We start from the raw sequence: 17,263 nt of genomic DNA, 5'->3' as shown, positions 1-17,263 counted from the left end.
GTGAGATTTCATCAGATTATCCATACACGCGAGCGTGCTCAGCTGCGAAATGCGCCTGCCGGCGTGCCTCCAGCCGGGCGTGATCCAGCTTCCGCTCCCCGTCCAGCAGCTGCGCCCGGAACGGAGCCAGTGCGCTGTTGGCCAGGTGCAGGATGTCCGAGATCTTCGGCCGCCATTCACCCTTGGAGCTGCGCCGCCACTCGCGGCAGGCGTGCCGCACGGCCCACTCCGGAACGTCGGCCAGATCCTCGATCCAGTCGGCGCGCATCCGGCGCTTGAGCTGCTGCATGACCTCCAGCTCGCCGCCCTTGAGCCCTTCGGTCTGGTAGACCGCCGGATACTGGCTCAGCAGCGCGAAGCAGTGGCCGAAGTTCACCGCGGCGTCAGAGGGCGGGGCCAGAACCGACCGGCAGAAGCTGATCAAGGCCGTCGCCGCCGGCCGGGCGTTCTCGATCTCCGCCAGGACCGCCGGCAGGGTCTCTGTGGTCGCCTTCAAACATTTCGGGATGCATGTCTCTAACGTCGCCGAGAATCTCAGCAGTTCGTCGTTCAGCTGCGCTGCGGTAGCCGTTGGCGGTTGGCCGCCGCTCGGTAGAGCTACGACACCAGTTGTCCCAAGCGCGGCCCCATTCGGCGTAGCGGTTCCGCTTGCCGATGTGGTGATTGCAGAACCGCTGCCACTGGTCGGCGATGAAGGGCTGAGAGAAGCCGTACTTAGCGGCCGTTCGGTCTGCCCAAGCGACGGGCATGGCCTCTGTGCCTCCAAGGAACTGGTCAAGACGCTGGACAGTGGTTTCACGGGTTTTGGCTTTCGTTGATTTCTCCGGTTGGGGGACAGAGGGGGTTTCTGTTCCCTGGTCTGTTAGAGATGGTCTGTTATGGGGGTCCGTTTGCCGGACCACCCCTAGTCCGGTTGCCGGACTACCCCCGTCCGTTTGCCGGACCACCTCGGGCATGCGGGGCTGGTAGAGGTTTGAGCTGGCAGAGCCGTTTTCCCGGCTGCGCTGATCGACCGCGAGATAACCCGCTTCAGCAGCCTTCTTGACGTGCAGGATGACCGTGGACCGGCTTAGGCCGCTCTCTGTCTCGATGGTCGAGTAGGAAGGCCAGCAGCCAGAGCCGTCCGCTGCCATGTGACAGCCGATCGTCAGGCAGACGTGCTTTGTGGTCGCTTCGAGTGAGCTTTTCAGAATGGCGTGCTGCCAGGAGAAGAAGGCGCTCATTGCCGCACCTCAACCTGAACAAATCTACCTCTTGAGCCCCATGCGGCTGCCTGCGCCCAGTTTTCGACGTTCCCGACCATTCTCTTCATAATTGTCAGGAGGTAAGTCATACCTGCCTGATGATTGATCTCGTTGTCCGGAAACCGTGTCGGTGATCGCTTCACCTTGAAGGTTGGCAGGCCATCTTTCTCCAAGTACCAGACCAGGCCCCACCGCTCCGGTACGTCACCAACTCCAATTAGCCCCGCGGGGCAGAGGTAACTCCTGTAATTCCCCATACCGAGTTCGCGGGGCGCGTCATAGAAGCCGAAGAAATATGGAGGCTTCCACGAAAATGGCGTGATAGGCTGCCCGCGCTCCTCAAGTCTCTGGTTAAACCACGCATGGCGCTTCTCGGCGTCTTTTCGCATATCTTCTACGTGCGTCTGATAACGCCTGTATTCTTCCAAAAACTTCCGCTGCCTGTGAGCTAGATAGCTGTCAGCAGTATGCCTAAATGGCTTATCTTTATCCCTCAGAAAATCAGACCGACTTACCTTGACTTCCAGTAAATGGATGGCGCAGCCGCCCATCCATTGAACGACATCCGGTTGTTCCCAGACGGCAGAAAGCCTGTAATTTGCGACGGCCAGGCCGCCTTTCTTGATAATCCGCTGAGCGTATAACTCACCCAACCGGTCGTGCGATATTGTATCGGCCACTCATCGACGCTTCTCATTGTTTGGCACCGACGCAGTAATTGCCGGGGATGCAGCGCGTCGGCAACTGCATCCCACTTAAAGCACTATGATGCCACCAGATGCACCCGGCAACATCTTTCTAAAGTATTTGCCACCTGCTTAAACTCGGCTCAGCATGTTCCTGTAATCAGGAAACACCGACATGCTTTCAAAACCGGGCTGGCCCCAGGCCCGCATCGTGTAATCGTGTCCCTTCCACCCCGCGCCGGGTTGTGCGGCAAGGCTAAGGAGCCCCCATGCCAGAAGGACCCGTCCGATACGGTCAGGCGGTCCCAGGCTTTGGCGAGCCAGAGACGCAGCCGCGAGTATCCGTAGCCATCGGCGTCACCATACGCATACCGCCGGGAACGATCCCGCCGGGCATTGAAGCTTTCGGCAAATGGGTCCGGTCCATCGACCCTGACGCCGTTATCGAGGTTAAGCCACTGTCCTGACACCTGAGCGCGTTTCCTCCCTCCCCACTCGCCCCCGGTTCACCGGGGGTCTTTTTGTTCAAAAGAAAAGCCCCGGTGTTGAGCCGGGGCTTTTTGTTTTGCGCCTCTCTGGAGCCTCACACCGCCATCGGCGTCCGTTAACCTTCGATATGCGCGCTGTTAACGTTTGGCCTTCAGAATCCACGGAGAACGTTAATTTCCGATTCACCGCTTGCTGTTTTTCTGGATCGACGTTAATTTTGTTGAGTCGCCGCTGCCATGTTGGCAGAGCGCTGCATTTAATGTCCCGCGTTACACTGACCTTCTCTCTACTCCCTCGTCCGGTCGCGGGCACCAGCGAGGAACCATGTCCCAGAGTGTCTGGGCGAGGTTCCTCGATTCCCATCGAAGATCCCCGCTCAGCGCTTCACTAGGCCGATGGAGGCCAGCGGTGCGCTTTGAGCAGAACACTATCCTCCGATACGTTTTTGCGCTGACCGTCCTCAGTGCTGCAGGATCAATCGGCCTTAGCCTTTTTGCAGGTGAGGTGCCCTCGCCGTTGATCGAGAACTTGGCAAACACGTTTTCCAGCTCGTTCACAGCTGGTCTCAGTTCGATTATAACGCTGCTAGCGGTCAGCAAGTGAACAGCTTGTGCGGGTCGCTCATGCTTATTGCTGCAGCTCGACCTCAGCCACGGTGCCTAGCACTGGATCGGGATGGGCCTGAAGTAAGCGGGTGCCGGGGTAATCGCGCAAGACTACCCGCAAGTCATTGACCAGGGCCGGTGCGGCTCGATGACCAACGACTACCCGTTGCACCGCGGCGCGATCAAAGTTCTTGAGGAGAATGTCGTCGGGATCAGCTGCAATCCGGGTCTCGGCAAGGTCCGGGTCGATTATCTTTCGCCATTCCCTCTCATATCCCCAGCCGGCCTGCTTCGAGAACAATGCTCCAAACGGATCATCCCAAAACTCGTCGACCATTTCGTCGCGATAGCTGATCGGGAAAAACACGCTCCCGGTTGTCGGCGACGGACCTAGACTCGGGTGGGTCGTATCAAACGCAATCACAAAGCCGGTCCAATTAGCGGCATAATGGGCCCACATGATCCCGCTATGGGGATCGTCTGAAACTGATAATGCGGCTGTCTTGCTGGCGAAGTCGGTCAATAGCCCCATGACAAAGTTGGGGTCGCCGAAAGCGGCTGGAAATACGGCATTGAGCTGGTAGTCCAGTTCCTCCATTGCCTTGCTTATGATCGCCTTCATTTCCGGCGTCTCGCGAAGTACAGCGTACAATTCTTGAGCAGCTTGGGTGGTTAATCCAGCTTTTTCAGCCAGCGCTTCGACGATGCGCTCGTCAATGTTCTTACTGGTAAAAGACGCCCTGACAGCGGCCTCCATCCGGGGGCCAAACATGGTTTTTATTGTCCGCCTGATCTCGAAAACGTCGTTCGTCCCGCCTAGGTGGGTATAACGAATGCGTGCATGCTGGAGAACATCAATGCGCTCCGGTATCACATACTTATAAAGCAAAGGCGGCGCTTCAGGCGGCTCTTTAAGATGCGCAATAAGCTTGTCGACCGCCTCCTCGTTATCACCTGACATGCGATCTGCCTCTACCTGCTACTATCAATCAAACTATGCGCGGCAGACGCAATGAAAAAGCCCCCATCCACAAAGAACGAGGGCTCGATCTCACTTTTTGCACATGATTACGCAGCAATCCGGAACGCTTCCTTGTCCGTCTCGCCAGTCTCTTCCATTTCGGCCTTAAGCCAGTTGGGGAGCGCCCCGCGCCCGGTCCACGTCACGTCGGGGCTTTTCTTGCTGCGGTACTTCGCGCCCGGCTTCGGCCTGGTGGTGCCGGTCCCTTCGTCAGCCGTCCGCCGCGTCGCGGACTTCGGCGAACCGCCCAGCGCTTCCAGCTCCTTCAGCAATTCCTGACGCCGCTCATCCTTTTTCGCCTCAAGGGCGGCAGACACCTCATCGGAAAGCGCCTGAAGATCGGCGATCGACATGCTGCTGTAGTCAGTTTTCGCGGCCATGGCTGGCTCCATAAACGTGACGGGGCTTATTCCCTATGCGGGGAGTATGGCTTTAAGGTGCGGAAAAGCAAGGGGTTTATGGTGCATTCCGAAGGATTTAACTTTATTACCTTTTTGATTGTCACGTGTATTTATACATGGTAATAATTATGTATAACGAAAGCACGGCCATGAATAAATACACTTATGTGAAGCAGGACCAGACAGAAACCGTCCTTGCTGTTTTTGACAACGACGCACAGGCAGACGCCCGTTTCCTCGCTGGTCAGCTTGAGAGCCTTGGCCATTCGCAGTGCCATTTGGTTCACTGCAATGATGTTCCCGACGTGCGGGTGTGGAAGCTTTGCGAGCACCCGGTGGTGCTGGCCATGCGCCGGGGCTCTGGCGTCTGGCCGCATACCCCTTACGACCCCGCCTACCGGCGCGCCATGCACGTCATTGGTGCTGCTTATAAGCAGCTGATGGGGAACTGACATGGAACAGGGCAGCTTCCTCACATTGTTGGAGCCGCCCGGCCCACCTCCGGTTAGCCCGTTCGAACGGCTGAAGGAGGACAACCTGGACAGATCGGCTATCCGGGAAAGGCTGCTTTGTTTCAATAAAGGGAAGACGACGATGTTTGAAATGAAACAAGCACACGGTGGCCAAAAGCGCGCTTACGGCGACTCGTATTACGAGTACGAAATCAAAAGCGACCTTGGTGCCAACGAAACACTAGCAAAAGCACTTTTCGAGGTGAGAGAAAAATGGTCACGAATTGCTATTTCAGAAGCGGAGTATCGTCGGCTTGATCGGCTCAAGAGCGATGATCCTGAGTATGACTTCGGAAATCACTTCCGACCATATTATAAAATCGCCAATATAGGGGATAACAGCTATCAGCTGACAATTATTACCGCATATACCGATTAATCTAGGAAGCGAAATGAGTGAGCAATAAGACTGAAGGCGCTTTGCTGCCGGAGAAATATCAGGGATGCACGCCGGGTGAATGGTTCGAGGATGAGTGCTTTGACGAGCGTTGGATTTTGGCGCGTCAGGGCGACGGCCGCGAGCTTTACCTAGCCACAGTTGTCGACAGTGACGAAGAGAATGAATACGAACCCGATGATAAAGTGCGGCGCATCAACGCCCGGCTTATGGCCGACGCTCCCTCCCTTGCCGCTGAAAATGCAAGGCTGAGAGAGGCGCTTCGTTTCTATGCTGCCGAGGAACCTGACCGCTGCACAATGGTGATTGGCCCGAAGTTCACGGGCTACAGCGACGTTTTCATGCAATTCGAGGCCGACGTTATCGACCGAGGTGAGATTGCCCGCGCCGCCCTTGGTAAGGATGCAGAGGGGGTGGCCAATGTCTCGTAAACCCATGCACCTCACATGCGACTGTCACACCATCGAGCAGGTCGCGCAGTGGCTTCAGCAAACCCCGCATGACGACTCGCCGGACCCAGTACGATATGTACGTCAGCGCTCTTCAAAGGGCGCAGGAGCTGGCCGTGCAAAAGCCTGTACCTGATGCACTTCGAACAGCCGTCGAAAGTGTCGTCACGCGCTGGGGGACTTCGGCGTGGAAGGGGAAATATGCGGGAAACGGAACGGCGGATGTATGCACTTCGCAACGCGTGGCGGGGGAATAGTCTTCGAGCGAGCGAGCCCGCGCTGCGGAAGCCACAACAGGAGCCACCACATGACCAAATGGGTTTCCTACACCGGCCCAATCCCTCCCAAGCTACTCCGCGCCATTGAGGCTGCGGTTGCGGAGCAGGTGAAGAACGTGGGCGGGAAAACCGCGCAAATCTTTCCGTTTCCCGCGTCGCGGAAACCCAAAGGGGCTGAGTGGGATGGAGCAAGCCTACTTCGCGGCCTATTGGCTTTTGGCTGGCTTCATGGGCGGGAAGCTCTGTAAGCCGACCGATGAGGCTTGGCTGCTGGCAATCGCAATGGGACCGGGCACCGTCTGGCTTGGCCTTTGTGCACGAGCGTTTGGCCTGGTCGAAGACGAATAGCCGCCCGTCGCCTGAGGCGACCTAGGACAGCGCTCATGCCCGGCCGTGAGCCTCACCATCGACCGCTGACCTAGCCACAGGGCGTCATGGAACGGGGCAGATTCTGCACTGCCCCGAAGGTGGCGCGAACTGGCGCGAAGGACGTGCCACCAGAGAGAACAAAAAGCACCCGGCGGCACTCTCGCGCCACCGGGTCGAGCCTTGAAATCCTAGAGCCTCTTGGTCAGAGGCGGAACCTGATTTGGTCGGTCCAGAAGCGCTCGAGCCGGCCAAGCGCGACGTTGAGCGTCTTGAAGTCGTCGGCGTTGACGCCGCCGACCTGCTCGATCGTGCGGATGTGCTTCGAGTAGAGCTCTTCCACGATGTTGTGGATCTCCTGGCCCTGCGGGGTCAGGCTGATGCGCACCGAGCGCCGGTCCATGCGCGAGCGCTGGTGGTGGAGGAAGCCCATTTCGACGAGCTTCTTCAGATTGTAGGAGACGTTCGAGCCGAGATAGTAGCCCCGGGTGCGGAGCTCGCCGGCGGTCAGTTCGGCGTCGCCGATGTTGTAGAGCAGCAGCGCCTGGACGCTGTTGATGTCCGAACGCCCGCGGCGGTCGAACTCGTCCTTGATGACGTCCAGCAGGCGGCGGTGCAGCCGCTCCACCAGGGTGAGAGCTTCGAGGTAGAGCGGGCGGACTTCGACCTGACCCTGATCGGTGGCCGGCTTCTCCGTGCTGCGCGCGAGGTTCTTCATGGTGAGGCCTTCCCGTAGTCTTGACTGCTCAAGGCGTCGTCCTGTCCCGCGCCTCGTTGATCTCGAAGATAGGTCCGGGAAGTGAAAATGCGTTTAAATGGCTTGCTGAAATTTCTCTTTATTTCTTAGACTGAACAAATGGTTGCGCAGCTACGTCAACGAGACGTTACGCATACGGATGTGAATTAAGATTCATTTGTCCTGTCGAAACCTGAAGACGCGCATCGTCGATGCTGCGCACGCGGCGGTCGCAGAACGGCTCAGTCTTCTTCGGCCTTGGCCTTGAGCGACAGCGCGAGGTAGCCGCCCATCGCCGCCACGATCAACAGCGTGACGAGCCAACGCAGCCCGCCCCCGTGGGGCTCCAGCCCTTCGACCAGCAGTTGGGCCGAAGCGGCCAGCAGCCAGATGACGACGCCCCAGGCCGCGCCCAGCCACAGGCCGACCGCGGCGACGGGGTCCGCCACCGCGAAGAACACTGTCGCGACCCGGCCTGTGACCGAGGCGCCGGCGAAGGGATCGCCGCCGAGGCCGAGCAGGGCCGCCCAGTGCCACAGGCCCTTCAGGCACTCCACCGCAGCGATCGCGCGGACGAAATACAGCAGCCGGCGGCTCCAGGGCCGCGACGGGCCGCCGCGACCGAGACGCGAATCCCTAAGCTGGATCGGCGGCAGGTCGTCGGGGTCGCCCCGCGGCTCGCGGCGCGGCTCCGACGATTCGGGCGGTCGATCGATCATCCCGCCCTCCTCTTCTTCATGCGGACGCGCGCCAGACGGCCGACGGCCCCAAGCGCGGCGCGACTTTCCCCGACTCCCGCCGCGAGCGCAAATCGTCCCCGGATGCGCGGCGGCCATGACGAAACGCCGCGCTCGATCTGCGCGGCGCCCCTGTCTGGAAAGGCTCCAAGGTGCTATAGGACGGTCGCGCACGGACGGCCGACGCCCGCGAGAGACATGCGGCCGCGATGCGAAACGTCGGAGGCGACGCCTGATGCACGAGACGATCGGAAAGCTCCGCGACCGCCAGGTCGAAATGCGCGAGACGCGCGTCGAGGACGGTTCGCTCGACCTCGCCAAGCGCCCCCGCCGCAACCGCCGCGCGGACTGGTCGCGTCGCCTGGTGCGCGAGAATGTGCTGACGGTCGACGACCTGATCTGGCCGATCTTCCTGATCGAAGGCGAAGGGCGCCGCGAAGCGGTGTCGGCCATGCCCGGCGTCGAGCGGCTGAGCGTCGACCAGGCGGTCCGCGCCGCCGAGCGCGCCGCGCGGCTCGGCATCCCCGCGCTGGCGCTGTTCCCGTACACTGATCCCGACCTGCGCGACCCCACCGGCTCCGAGGCGCTGAACCCCGACAACCTCACCTGCCGGGCGCTGCGCGCCATCAAGGCCGAGGTTCCCGATCTCGGGCTCGTCACCGACGTCGCGCTCGACCCCTACACCAGCCACGGCCATGACGGCCTGATGGCCGGCGACCGCATCCTCAACGACGCCACGGTCGCCGTGCTCGTGCGTCAGGCGCTGACGCAGGCGGAGGCCGGCGCCGACGTGATCGCGCCGTCCGACATGATGGACGGCCGCATCGGCGCGATCCGCGCAGGCCTCGACGACGCCGGGCGCACCGACGTGCAGATCATGTCCTATGCGGCGAAGTACGCCTCGGCGTTCTACGGCCCGTTCCGCGACGCGATCGGCACCAAGAAGGCGCTGGTCGGCGACAAGAAGACCTACCAGATGGACCCGGCGAACGGCGATGAGGCGATCCGCGAGGCCGAGCTCGACGTGGCCGAGGGCGCGGACATGCTGATGGTGAAGCCCGGCATGCCCTATCTCGACATCGTGCGACGCCTCAAGGACCGCTTCCGGATGCCGACCTTCGCCTACCAGGTCTCCGGCGAGTATTCGATGATCCGCGCCGCCGCCCAGAACGGCTGGATCGACGGCGAAGCCGCGATGCTGGAGAGCCTTCTGGCGTTCAAGCGCGCGGGCGCCGACGGCGTCCTCACCTATTTCGCGCCCGAGGTCGCGGAACGGCTGAACGCCGCTCGCTGACGACCCCGTCGCGGCGCTCGCCGCTCGGAGGGGCCGAGAACACTTTTCCGACGCGTCCCGACAGCGCCGAACGCCTCGCGTTCGGCGCTGTCGGCGTTCTTGCGCTCGACGCGGACGCTCGCCGTCCTGGACGGCCGTCGGGCTGTGGACGACGTGCGCGACAGTCGCCGCGGCAGGGCCGCGCCCGATCGACGCCCAGCCCGGGACAAGCATCGCCGGGAAAGACAAGACACATACAGAAACATTTGGAATTATATTTATATACTTATATATTTTTCGGAATTACATATCGTATCATCAGAAACTAACTAATAGTTAGCCAGTCTAGGCATATTACTTGCGACTGTAGACTGCGGCTTCATGGCGAGGCCGTCCGCCAGCCGCTGAGTAGGCGGCCAGACTTCGGGAGCAAGACCATGAGCATCGGAGCGCTAAGCGGCTCCAGCAGCTCGCAAATCGCAAGCATGCTGATGTCCAAGCTGGACGCGGACGCGAGCGGCGCCGCGTCGCTCGACGAGTTCAAGACCATCGGGCAAAATTTGCCGGCCGGCAGCGTCGACCAGTCCGACAGCGCGATCGAGAGCGCCTTCTCGACGCTGGACGCTGACAGCGACGGCTCGCTCACTCAGAGCGAGATCCAGAGCGGCCTGTCCAAGTTTTCGAGCGACGGGGCCTCGGCGCTGCTCGAGGCCCAGGAGGGCGCGCCCCCTCCCCCGCCGCAGGGCGGTCCGGGCGAAGGCGGGTTCGAGGCGGCGGACGCCGACGACAGCGGCACGGTCTCGCTCGACGAGTTCGTGGCGGCGGGCCCGGATGAGGCGGACGAAACCAAGGCCGAGGAGATGTTCTCGACCATCGACGCCGACGGCGACGGGGAGATCACCGAGAGCGAAGACGAGGCGTTCCAGTCGGCGCAGGCCGCATCCGCCCCGCCTCCGCCGCCTCCCGGGCCGCCGCCGTCCGGCGGGGGCGAGAGCGCGTCCTCGGAGGAGGACGACGAGGACGAAACGACCGCCGCCAGCCTCCAGTCCATGCTGTCGGAGCTCATGCAGGCGAACGGCGCCTACGCCCAGACCAGCGCGACGTCCTATCTCGACCAGGCGATGTCGAGCCTGTTCCAGGTCAGCGCCTGAGCGCGGCCGATCGCCGACCCCCCTCCCCGCGGCGGTAGCCGCGGAGAGGGTCGGACGCCAAAGGGTCGTCCCCGAGCGGCGAGGCGTCAGACGCCGATGTCGCCGCCGTCCTTGCGTCGAACCGCGACGACCGCCGGGCGCGGCAGCTGCGATCCGGTCGGCCAGGTGCTGATCGTGTTCGGATAGCCCCCGTCTTCGCCGGGGTGCTGGACCGCGCAGAACACCGTCGCCCCGTCGTCGGCGAATTCCGGTCCGCAGATCTCGCAGCCCTTCGGGCCGCTGAGGAACTGCCGGAGATAGCCGCGCTCGGCGCCCGCGGTCGGCACCACGTGCATGGCGTCGTTCGGATTGCCGATGTCGGCGTTGCCGGGCTGCCCGTCGGTGGTGATCCAGAGGTTGCCGCGGTTGTCGAAGGCGATGTTGTCCGGCGACGCGATCTTGCCGAGCTTGCTGGCGTCGGCGTAGCCCGCGAAGAACGTCGCGCTCGCGGCGAGGCCCGGGGTGAGATCCGCCTCGTCCGTCTTCAGGTCGATCTCGGGATTGCCGCAGAGCAGAAAGACCTCCCAGCGGAAATCCGTCGCGCCGTGGTCGCCGTGGCTTTCGGTCAGCTCGATGATGTGGCCGCCGAAGTTCGGCACGCGCGGGTTCGCCAAGGCCGAGCCCGCGTCGGCGACGACCGTGGTGCGTCGCGTGTTGTTGGTCATCGTCAGGTAGACGCGACCGTTGACCGGGTTCGGCTGGCAGTCCTCGGGGCGATCCATCGCCGTCGCGCCGACGAGGTCGGCGGCGAGCCGGGTCTTGATCAGCAGTTCGCCCTGGTCGGCGAACTTGCCCTTCAGCTTCGGGTGGTCGAGCGTCAGCGGGATCCACACACCCTTGTTGTTGTCGCGGAACTTCGCGACGTAGAGAACGCCCTCGTCCAGCAGATCGAAGTTCGCCCTGCGGTTGGTCGGGTCGTACTTTCCGGCCGACACGAACTTGTAGACGTAGTCGAACTGCTGATCGTCGCCGGTGTAGACGACGACGCGGCCGTCGGCGGCGAGCGAGGTCGTCGCCGCCTCATGCTTGGCGCGGCCGAGGGCGGTGCGCTTGCGGGGACGGAAGTCGGGGTCGTAGGGATCGATCTCGACCACCCAGCCAAAGCGGAACGCCTCGTTCGGCTCCTTGGCCAGATCGAAGCGGTCGTAGAACGCCTCCCATTTGCGGCCCGTGGCGCCGGCGGTCACGCCGTAGCGCGCATGTACGGCCTTGATGTCGGCGTCGGCGACCTGATCGTTGTTTGCGAAGTACTGGTTGAAGTTCTCCTCGCAGGTCAGCCAGGTGCCCCACGGCGTCTTGCCGCCCGAGCAGTTGTTCAGCATGCCGAGCACCTTGGTGCCGGTGGAATCCTCAGAGGTCTTCATCAGCGGATGACCCGCGGCGGGACCCGAGATGCGCATCAGCGTGTCGCCCGTGATGCGGCGGTTGTACGTTTCGCTCTTGACGACGCGCCACACCGAGCCGGTGCGCTTGATCTCGACGACCGAGCCGCCGTGGGCGGCGATCTCCACTTCGGTGAAGGCCTTGCTCTTGCCCGGCGCGTAGCCGCGAACCATGTCGGAACCGGTGGTGTACTCGTGGTTCACGCAGAGCAACGCGCGGTCGCCGCTTTCCAGCGGAAAATACCCGACGAAGTCGCAATTGTAGCCGAACTGGCGCTTCTGGGCGTCGGCGGTCTGATTGTTCTTGTCGAAGTTGGGCGCATCGGGGAACAGCGGGTCGCCCCACTTGATCAGCACCTGATGTTCGTAGCCCTCCGGCACGATGATCTCGTCCGCCGTCGACGGCGCGATCGGCTTGAACGTCAGGCGACGCGGCGCGGCTTCGGCCTCGGTCGGCGCGAAGGTCGCCGTCGTGGTCATCAGCACCGGAACCGTGGCCGCGGCGCCGATTATGAACGAGCGACGCTCGATGTTGCGCGCGAGGACGGACTGGAACGGCTCGTTCAGCGGGAGCTCGCCGGCTTCGGCGTGGAGGCCCGGGCGGTCGATGCCGATCGCCTCTGCGTCCAGCATCTCGGGCGTGTCGGCGGCGCCGTGGCCGGCGGTGTCGTCGATGATCATGGGAGGTCCCCGTGGGCAGATTGGAAGGCCTCTAACTGCGTCGGTGCCCATGTCAGGGGTTTGACGGATTTCCAACAACCGCACGACGGCGCCGCCGCGACGCGGGAGCCCGTGGACAAGTCCCTTCGCAGGCGCCAAAAGCAGCGGTTATGATCCAGATCACCGACCTCACCTGCCGCGTCGCCGGACGCGTGCTGCTCGACAACGCGAGCGCCTTTCTTCCCGAGGGCGCGCGCGTCGGCGTCGTCGGCCGCAACGGCACCGGCAAGACCACGCTGTTCAAGCTGATCGCGGGCGACATCGGCCCCGACGACGGCGCGGTGAACATGCCCAAGGGCCTGCGCCTCGGCCGCGTGGCGCAGGAGGCGCCGTCAGGACCGGAGCCGCTGATCGAGGTCGTGCTCGCCGCCGACAAGGAACGCGCCGCGCTGATGGCGGAATCGGAAACCTGCACCGATCCGGAACGCATCTCCGACATCGTCACGCGGCTGATCGACATCGACGCCTACGAGGCGCCGTCGCGGGCGGCCCGCATCCTGTCGGGCCTCGGCTTCGACGACGAGGCGCAGCAGCGCCCCTGCTCGGACTTCTCCGGCGGCTGGCGCATGCGCGTGGCGCTCGCGGCGGTGCTGTTCTCCGAGCCCGACCTGCTGCTGCTCGACGAACCGACCAACCATCTCGACCTCGAGGGCACGCTCTGGCTGCAGGACTATCTCGCCAAGTACCCGCGCACGACGCTGGTCATCAGCCATGACCGCGACCTGCTGAACGCCTCCGTCGACCACATTCTGCACTTCGACCAGGGCAAGCTGACGGTCTGGAAGGGCAACTACGACGCCTTCGACCGGATGCGCCGCGAGAAGCTGGCGCTCGACCAGAAGGCGGCGAAGGCGCAGGCCGAGGAGCGCGCCCGGCTCGAAGCCTTCATCGCCCGCTTCAAGGCCAAGGCCTCCAAGGCGACGCAGGCCCAGTCCCGCGTCAAGCGGCTCGCCAAGATGCAGCCGATCAACGCCGTGGTCGAAAGCAGCGTGGTCCCGTTCCGCATTCCGGAGCCGGAGCGGGAGCTGGCGCCGCCGCTGGTCGCGCTCGACGGCGTCTCGGCGGGCTACGGCGACCGCACCATCCTGCACAAGCTCAACATCCGCATCGATCCGGACGATCGCATCGCGCTGCTCGGCTCGAACGGCAACGGCAAGTCCACCTTCGCCAAGCTGCTGGCGAACCGCCTTCAAGCGAGCGCCGGCCGCGTCAACAAGTCCGACAAGATGCTGGTCGGCTTCTTCGCCCAGCATCATGTCGAGGACCTCGACGTCGAGGGCACGCCCTACGACCACATCCGCCGCCTGATGCCGACCGCCGGCGACGCGCAGGTGCGCGGCAAGGTCGCGCAGATCGGCTTCCCCGGCGACAAGGCCAACACCAAGGTCGGCAAGATGTCCGGCGGCGAGAAGGCGCGCCTCGCCTTCGGCCTCGCGGTCTGGCACGCGCCGCACCTGCTCATCCTCGACGAGCCGACCAACCATCTCGACATCGACAGCCGCGAAAGCCTCGCGCAGGCGCTGAACGAATACGGCGGCGCGGTCATCCTGATCAGCCATGACCGCCACCTGCTCGACGCCACGGCGGACCGGCTCTGGGTGGTCGGCGGCGGCGGAGTGGAGCCGTTCGACGGCGATCTCGACGACTACCGCAAGTACATCCTGTCGGCCGAAGGCTCTGGCAAGTCGAAGAAGGTCGGCAAGGGCACGGGCATGTCGTCCGAGCCCGCGCCGAAGCGGATCGACGTCGGCGCGCTCAAGAAGAAGATCGCCTCGCTCGAGGAGCTGATGGCGACCTGCGATCAGGAAATGGCGCGGATTGACGCCGAGCTGACCGCCAACGGCGGCTTCCCGGGCAAGCCGCAGAAGGCCGCCGCGCTGGGCGCGAAGCGCGCCGAGGTGGAGCGCGCCAAGGCGGAAGCCGAAGAGACCTGGCTGGAAGCGAGCGCCAGCATCGAAAACGCCGCCGCGGCGTGACGCGGCCGCTTTTCCTCAAGCATCTCTCCACGCCGCGGCCGGCGACGGCCGCGGCGCTTTTGTGTCTCGCGCCGCTCGGCGCCTGGGTCTTCGCCGTTCTGGACGGAGGCTTCGGCGACCGCAGCTGGGCGGTCGTCGCCGGCGCGATCTTCGGGGTGGCGCTGCAGCGCGGCGAACTTTCGCTCGTTCGCGCGTGGCGCGACCTGATGGCGCTGAAGGACGCCGGCCAGCTGCTCGGCTTCCTCGCGGCGCTCGCCGTCGCGGCCGCGCTGACGCTCGGCGCGCTCGCGGTCACCGGCGGCGGCCGACCCGAGAACGCCCGCATCGGCCCGGTCGACTGGCTGCTGCCGGTCGCGGCTTTCGTCTTCGGCGTCGGCTCCGTGATCGCCCGCGGCGGCGTAATGGTCCATCTGCGGCGCCTGAGCGAAGGCTCGCTCGTCGCCATCCCGGCGCTGGCGGCCGTCTTCCTCGGCTTCGTCATCGCGATCGTCCACTGGCCCTGGACCTGGGCGACCGCCATCGCCGCGGCCCCGACGCCGTGGCTGCCGACCTGGCTCGGACCGGCGGGGACGCTCGCCGTCCAGCTGGCGGGCCTCGCGGGCTGCGCGGCCCTGCTCTGGCGCTATCGTCCGCCGGCGTCGGACAGCGGACCTGGACTTGTCCACCGCGTGTTCGTCCAGCCCTGGCCCGCGACCGCCGCGGGCGCGCTGCTCGGGTGTCTCGTCGCGGCGAGCTACGCGGCCGGAGAGCCGCTCGGGCTGATCGCCGAGTGCGCCACGATCGCGCGTTGGCTCGCCACCATGATCGGCCTCGTCCCTCAGGAGCTGCCGGGGCTCGACGCCGGCGTCGCAGGCCTGAAGGCGCCTTTGCTGCAGGGCTTCGCGCTCACCGAGCACGTCCTGATCCTGATCGGCTTTGTGCTCGGCGCCTTCGCCTGCGCGGTCGCCTCCGGCCGCTTCACGATCGAAGGCTTCACGCGCCGGGACGGCCTCGAGATGGTCTTGGGCGGAGTGATGATTGGCTGGGGGGCCATGACCGCGCTGGGCGCGGTGACGGGCGAAGCGATCGCGGGCGTCGCGGTCGGCGCGCTCTCGGGCTGGGTCTTCCTCGTGTTCACGTCGCTCGGCATCGTCGTCGCGCTGAAGCTCGATCCGCGGTCGTCCGTCACCGCCCCCGAGCCCACGCCGCCGGAAGGAGCGTCGTGATCCGCGCCGTCGCCTTTGCGGGGCTAGTCTAGCCGTCGCGACGATCACGCAGATCGGCGACGGGCTGGAGTGCGATCCCGGGCGCTATTGGACTTACTCCGCCCCGAACAGCGCCTTTGCGTCCTTCAGCAGCGCCGCGCGGGATGCGTCGCGCGCGTAGAACATGTGGCCGCCGGCATAGACCGCGAGCTTCACGCGCTCCGGGTCGCCGAACGCCGGCAACTGATCCAGCACGATCTTGGATTCCATGTAGGGCGTGACGAGATCCGTCGCGCCGTGCGCCACCAAGACCTTGAGCTTGGGATCGAGCGCCAGCGCCTCGCGCAGGGCGCTGGTGGATTCCGGCAGCGACTGGCCCGAGCCCCACTTCCAGCCCCGGTTCACGTCGGAGGCGAGCAGCTCGTAGCGGCGGTCGACCCGAAAGCCGAGGTCGCGGGCGTAGAAGTCGACCGCCGCGCGCGTGAGAGGGGCGAGCGCGCCGTCAAGCACCGGATCCTCCCACTGCGCGCGCGCCGACGAGGGGAAGGGATCGAACGCGGTGACGTTGGCGTCGTAGAGCGAGCCGACCTTGCCCTCGTCCCGCCGCGACTCGCGGGCGAAGGTCTGGATGTCGACGCGCCCGCCGAGGCGCTTCACGAAGGCGCGGTCGAGGCCGGTGAACTCCGCGACGCGGGCGGACAGGCGGTCGACGGCCTCGGCGTCGCGGGGCCCTTTCATCAAGTCGGCGAGAAAATCACCGGACGCGTAGGCTTCCACGTCCGCGAGATCCGCGCGCTCCACCGGCCCCTTGCGTTCGCGGGCGCTGGCGGCGAGCGACGGCAGCGCCGACACCCACGGGATCGGCGACGATCCCTCGCCGTCGCGGATCGCGAAGTCCAGCACCGGGGAGATCGCCACGAGGCCGCGCACGCCGACGCCGTCGCGGGACTGCAGCTGCCGGGCGATGCGGGGCACGCGGAAGCCGCCGTAGCTCTCGCCGACGAGATAGACCGGCGACATCAGGCGGTTGCGGAGGGCGAGGTGCTTGGCGACGACCCGCGACAGCGTGTCGACGTCGCTCTCGACGCCCCAGAAATCCTTGGCGTCGGTCGCGCCCGCCGCCCGGCTGTAACCGGTGCCGACCGGATCAACGAACACGAGGTCGGTGAAGCCGAGCCAGGTCTCGGCGTTGTCGACGAGGTGCGGGAGGTCGGAGGGCGTCGTCCCTTCGGCGCCGAAGGGCATGCGCTTCGGGCCGATCGCGCCGAAGTTGAGGAAGGCGGAGGCCGCGCCCGGTCCGCCGTTGAAGGCGTAGGTGATGGGCCGCGTCTTCGCGTCCGTCCGGTCGAGCAGGTAGGAGGTCACGACGACCTCGGCGACCTTTTCGCCTTTGGGGTCGTAGAGCGGCACAGCCTCGACTCGGACGTTGTAGGCGAGCGTGCCGTCCGCCGTGACGGCGGTCTCCCGCTGCGTCGCCTCCGCCGGCAGGGCGACGGGGTTCGGCGCCTTCTCCTGCGCGCCGGCTGGAGCAAGCGAGCCGATCAGGAGCGCGGCGGCGAGGAAGGCGATGCGGCTGGTCATGGGCGTTGACATGGGGCGCAGCGCGTCCGAGGGAAG

The 17,263-nt window shown here is 64.6% G+C and carries 16 protein-coding genes; 7 read left to right on the top strand and 9 right to left on the bottom strand.

Annotated elements, in window-relative coordinates; all coding sequences use genetic code 11:
- Positions 1 to 16: 16 nt before the first annotated feature.
- The 5 genes from K244_RS0101770 to K244_RS0101755 all read right to left on the bottom strand — a co-directional run bounded on the left by K244_RS0101770 (position 17) and on the right by K244_RS0101755 (position 4,425).
- Positions 17 to 376 carry a hypothetical protein gene (locus tag K244_RS0101770; RefSeq protein ID WP_081761405.1) on the bottom strand — a complete coding sequence of 120 codons (360 nt, stop codon included), beginning with the start codon at positions 374 to 376 and terminating at the stop codon, positions 17 to 19.
- A 7-nt stretch (positions 377 to 383) separates the two neighbouring features.
- Positions 384 to 1,223 (bottom strand): helix-turn-helix domain-containing protein, encoded by an 840-nt coding sequence (locus tag K244_RS22940; RefSeq protein WP_081761404.1) that lies wholly within the window; start codon positions 1,221 to 1,223, stop codon positions 384 to 386.
- Positions 1,220 to 1,924: a hypothetical protein gene (locus tag K244_RS23335; RefSeq protein ID WP_155931498.1), complete on the bottom strand. Its 705-nt coding sequence runs from the start codon at positions 1,922 to 1,924 to the stop codon at positions 1,220 to 1,222. The genes K244_RS22940 and K244_RS23335 overlap by 4 nt, the downstream gene beginning before the upstream one ends.
- A 1,122-nt stretch (positions 1,925 to 3,046) precedes the next feature.
- Positions 3,047 to 3,985, bottom strand: coding sequence for a DUF2971 domain-containing protein (locus K244_RS0101765; RefSeq protein ID WP_155931496.1), 939 nt, complete (start codon positions 3,983 to 3,985; stop codon positions 3,047 to 3,049).
- Between the two features lie 107 nt (positions 3,986 to 4,092).
- On the bottom strand, positions 4,093 to 4,425 hold the full coding sequence (locus K244_RS0101755) for an H-NS histone family protein (protein WP_020184519.1): 333 nt from the start codon (positions 4,423 to 4,425) through the stop codon (positions 4,093 to 4,095).
- A 170-nt stretch (positions 4,426 to 4,595) separates the two neighbouring features.
- Between K244_RS0101755 and K244_RS0101750 the strand changes: the two genes are divergently transcribed.
- Genes K244_RS0101750 through K244_RS0101745 form a run of 3 tightly spaced genes read left to right on the top strand, consistent with a single transcriptional unit; the run spans position 4,596 to position 5,786 of the window.
- Positions 4,596 to 4,898, top strand: a complete 303-nt coding sequence (locus K244_RS0101750; RefSeq protein WP_020184518.1) for a hypothetical protein — start codon at positions 4,596 to 4,598, stop codon at positions 4,896 to 4,898.
- A gap of 1 nt (position 4,899) precedes the next feature.
- Positions 4,900 to 5,337 (top strand): hypothetical protein, encoded by a 438-nt coding sequence (locus K244_RS23330; protein WP_155931494.1) that lies wholly within the window; start codon positions 4,900 to 4,902, stop codon positions 5,335 to 5,337.
- A gap of 17 nt (positions 5,338 to 5,354) precedes the next feature.
- Positions 5,355 to 5,786 carry a hypothetical protein gene (locus K244_RS0101745; RefSeq protein ID WP_155931492.1) on the top strand — a complete coding sequence of 144 codons (432 nt, stop codon included), beginning with the start codon at positions 5,355 to 5,357 and terminating at the stop codon, positions 5,784 to 5,786.
- Between the two features lie 867 nt (positions 5,787 to 6,653).
- Here K244_RS0101745 and K244_RS0101735 read toward each other — a convergent pair.
- On the bottom strand, positions 6,654 to 7,166 hold the full coding sequence (locus K244_RS0101735; RefSeq protein WP_020184515.1) for a winged helix DNA-binding protein: 513 nt from the start codon (positions 7,164 to 7,166) through the stop codon (positions 6,654 to 6,656).
- Positions 7,167 to 7,426: 260 nt separating this feature from the next.
- Positions 7,427 to 7,903 carry a DUF6163 family protein gene (locus tag K244_RS21290; protein ID WP_020184514.1) on the bottom strand — a complete coding sequence of 159 codons (477 nt, stop codon included), beginning with the start codon at positions 7,901 to 7,903 and terminating at the stop codon, positions 7,427 to 7,429.
- A gap of 295 nt (positions 7,904 to 8,198) precedes the next feature.
- Between K244_RS21290 and hemB the strand changes: the two genes are divergently transcribed.
- Both hemB and K244_RS0101715 read left to right on the top strand, forming a co-directional pair.
- The gene (gene hemB, locus K244_RS0101725) at positions 8,199 to 9,215 is read left to right on the top strand and encodes a porphobilinogen synthase (RefSeq protein WP_051460060.1); all 1,017 of its coding nucleotides are present in this window, start codon (positions 8,199 to 8,201) and stop codon (positions 9,213 to 9,215) included.
- A 416-nt stretch (positions 9,216 to 9,631) separates the two neighbouring features.
- On the top strand, positions 9,632 to 10,345 hold the full coding sequence (locus K244_RS0101715; protein ID WP_020184512.1) for an EF-hand domain-containing protein: 714 nt from the start codon (positions 9,632 to 9,634) through the stop codon (positions 10,343 to 10,345).
- 86 nt (positions 10,346 to 10,431) lie between these two features.
- Here the strand turns inward: K244_RS0101715 and K244_RS0101710 are convergent, their stop codons facing one another.
- On the bottom strand, positions 10,432 to 12,447 hold the full coding sequence (locus K244_RS0101710; protein ID WP_020184511.1) for a PhoX family phosphatase: 2,016 nt from the start codon (positions 12,445 to 12,447) through the stop codon (positions 10,432 to 10,434).
- 149 nt (positions 12,448 to 12,596) lie between these two features.
- Between K244_RS0101710 and K244_RS0101705 the strand changes: the two genes are divergently transcribed.
- Entirely contained in the window at positions 12,597 to 14,462 is a 1,866-nt protein-coding gene (locus K244_RS0101705; RefSeq protein WP_020184510.1) for an ABC-F family ATP-binding cassette domain-containing protein, read from the top strand.
- Positions 14,459 to 15,667 (top strand): YeeE/YedE thiosulfate transporter family protein, encoded by a 1,209-nt coding sequence (locus K244_RS0101700; protein WP_020184509.1) that lies wholly within the window; start codon positions 14,459 to 14,461, stop codon positions 15,665 to 15,667. Before K244_RS0101705 ends, K244_RS0101700 begins: the two co-directional genes overlap by 4 nt.
- 93 nt (positions 15,668 to 15,760) lie before the next feature.
- Here K244_RS0101700 and K244_RS0101695 read toward each other — a convergent pair whose 3' ends face one another.
- The gene (locus tag K244_RS0101695) at positions 15,761 to 17,239 is read right to left on the bottom strand and encodes a peptidase S10 (RefSeq protein WP_024816257.1); all 1,479 of its coding nucleotides are present in this window, start codon (positions 17,237 to 17,239) and stop codon (positions 15,761 to 15,763) included.
- Between the last annotated feature and the right edge of the window lie 24 nt (positions 17,240 to 17,263).

Source organism: Methylopila sp. 73B, from assembly GCF_000526315.1.
Classification (GTDB): domain Bacteria; phylum Pseudomonadota; class Alphaproteobacteria; order Rhizobiales; family Methylopilaceae; genus Methylopila.
The sequence above is the reverse complement of the archived record's forward strand: the minus strand, read 5'-3'. Positions and strand labels throughout refer to the sequence as shown.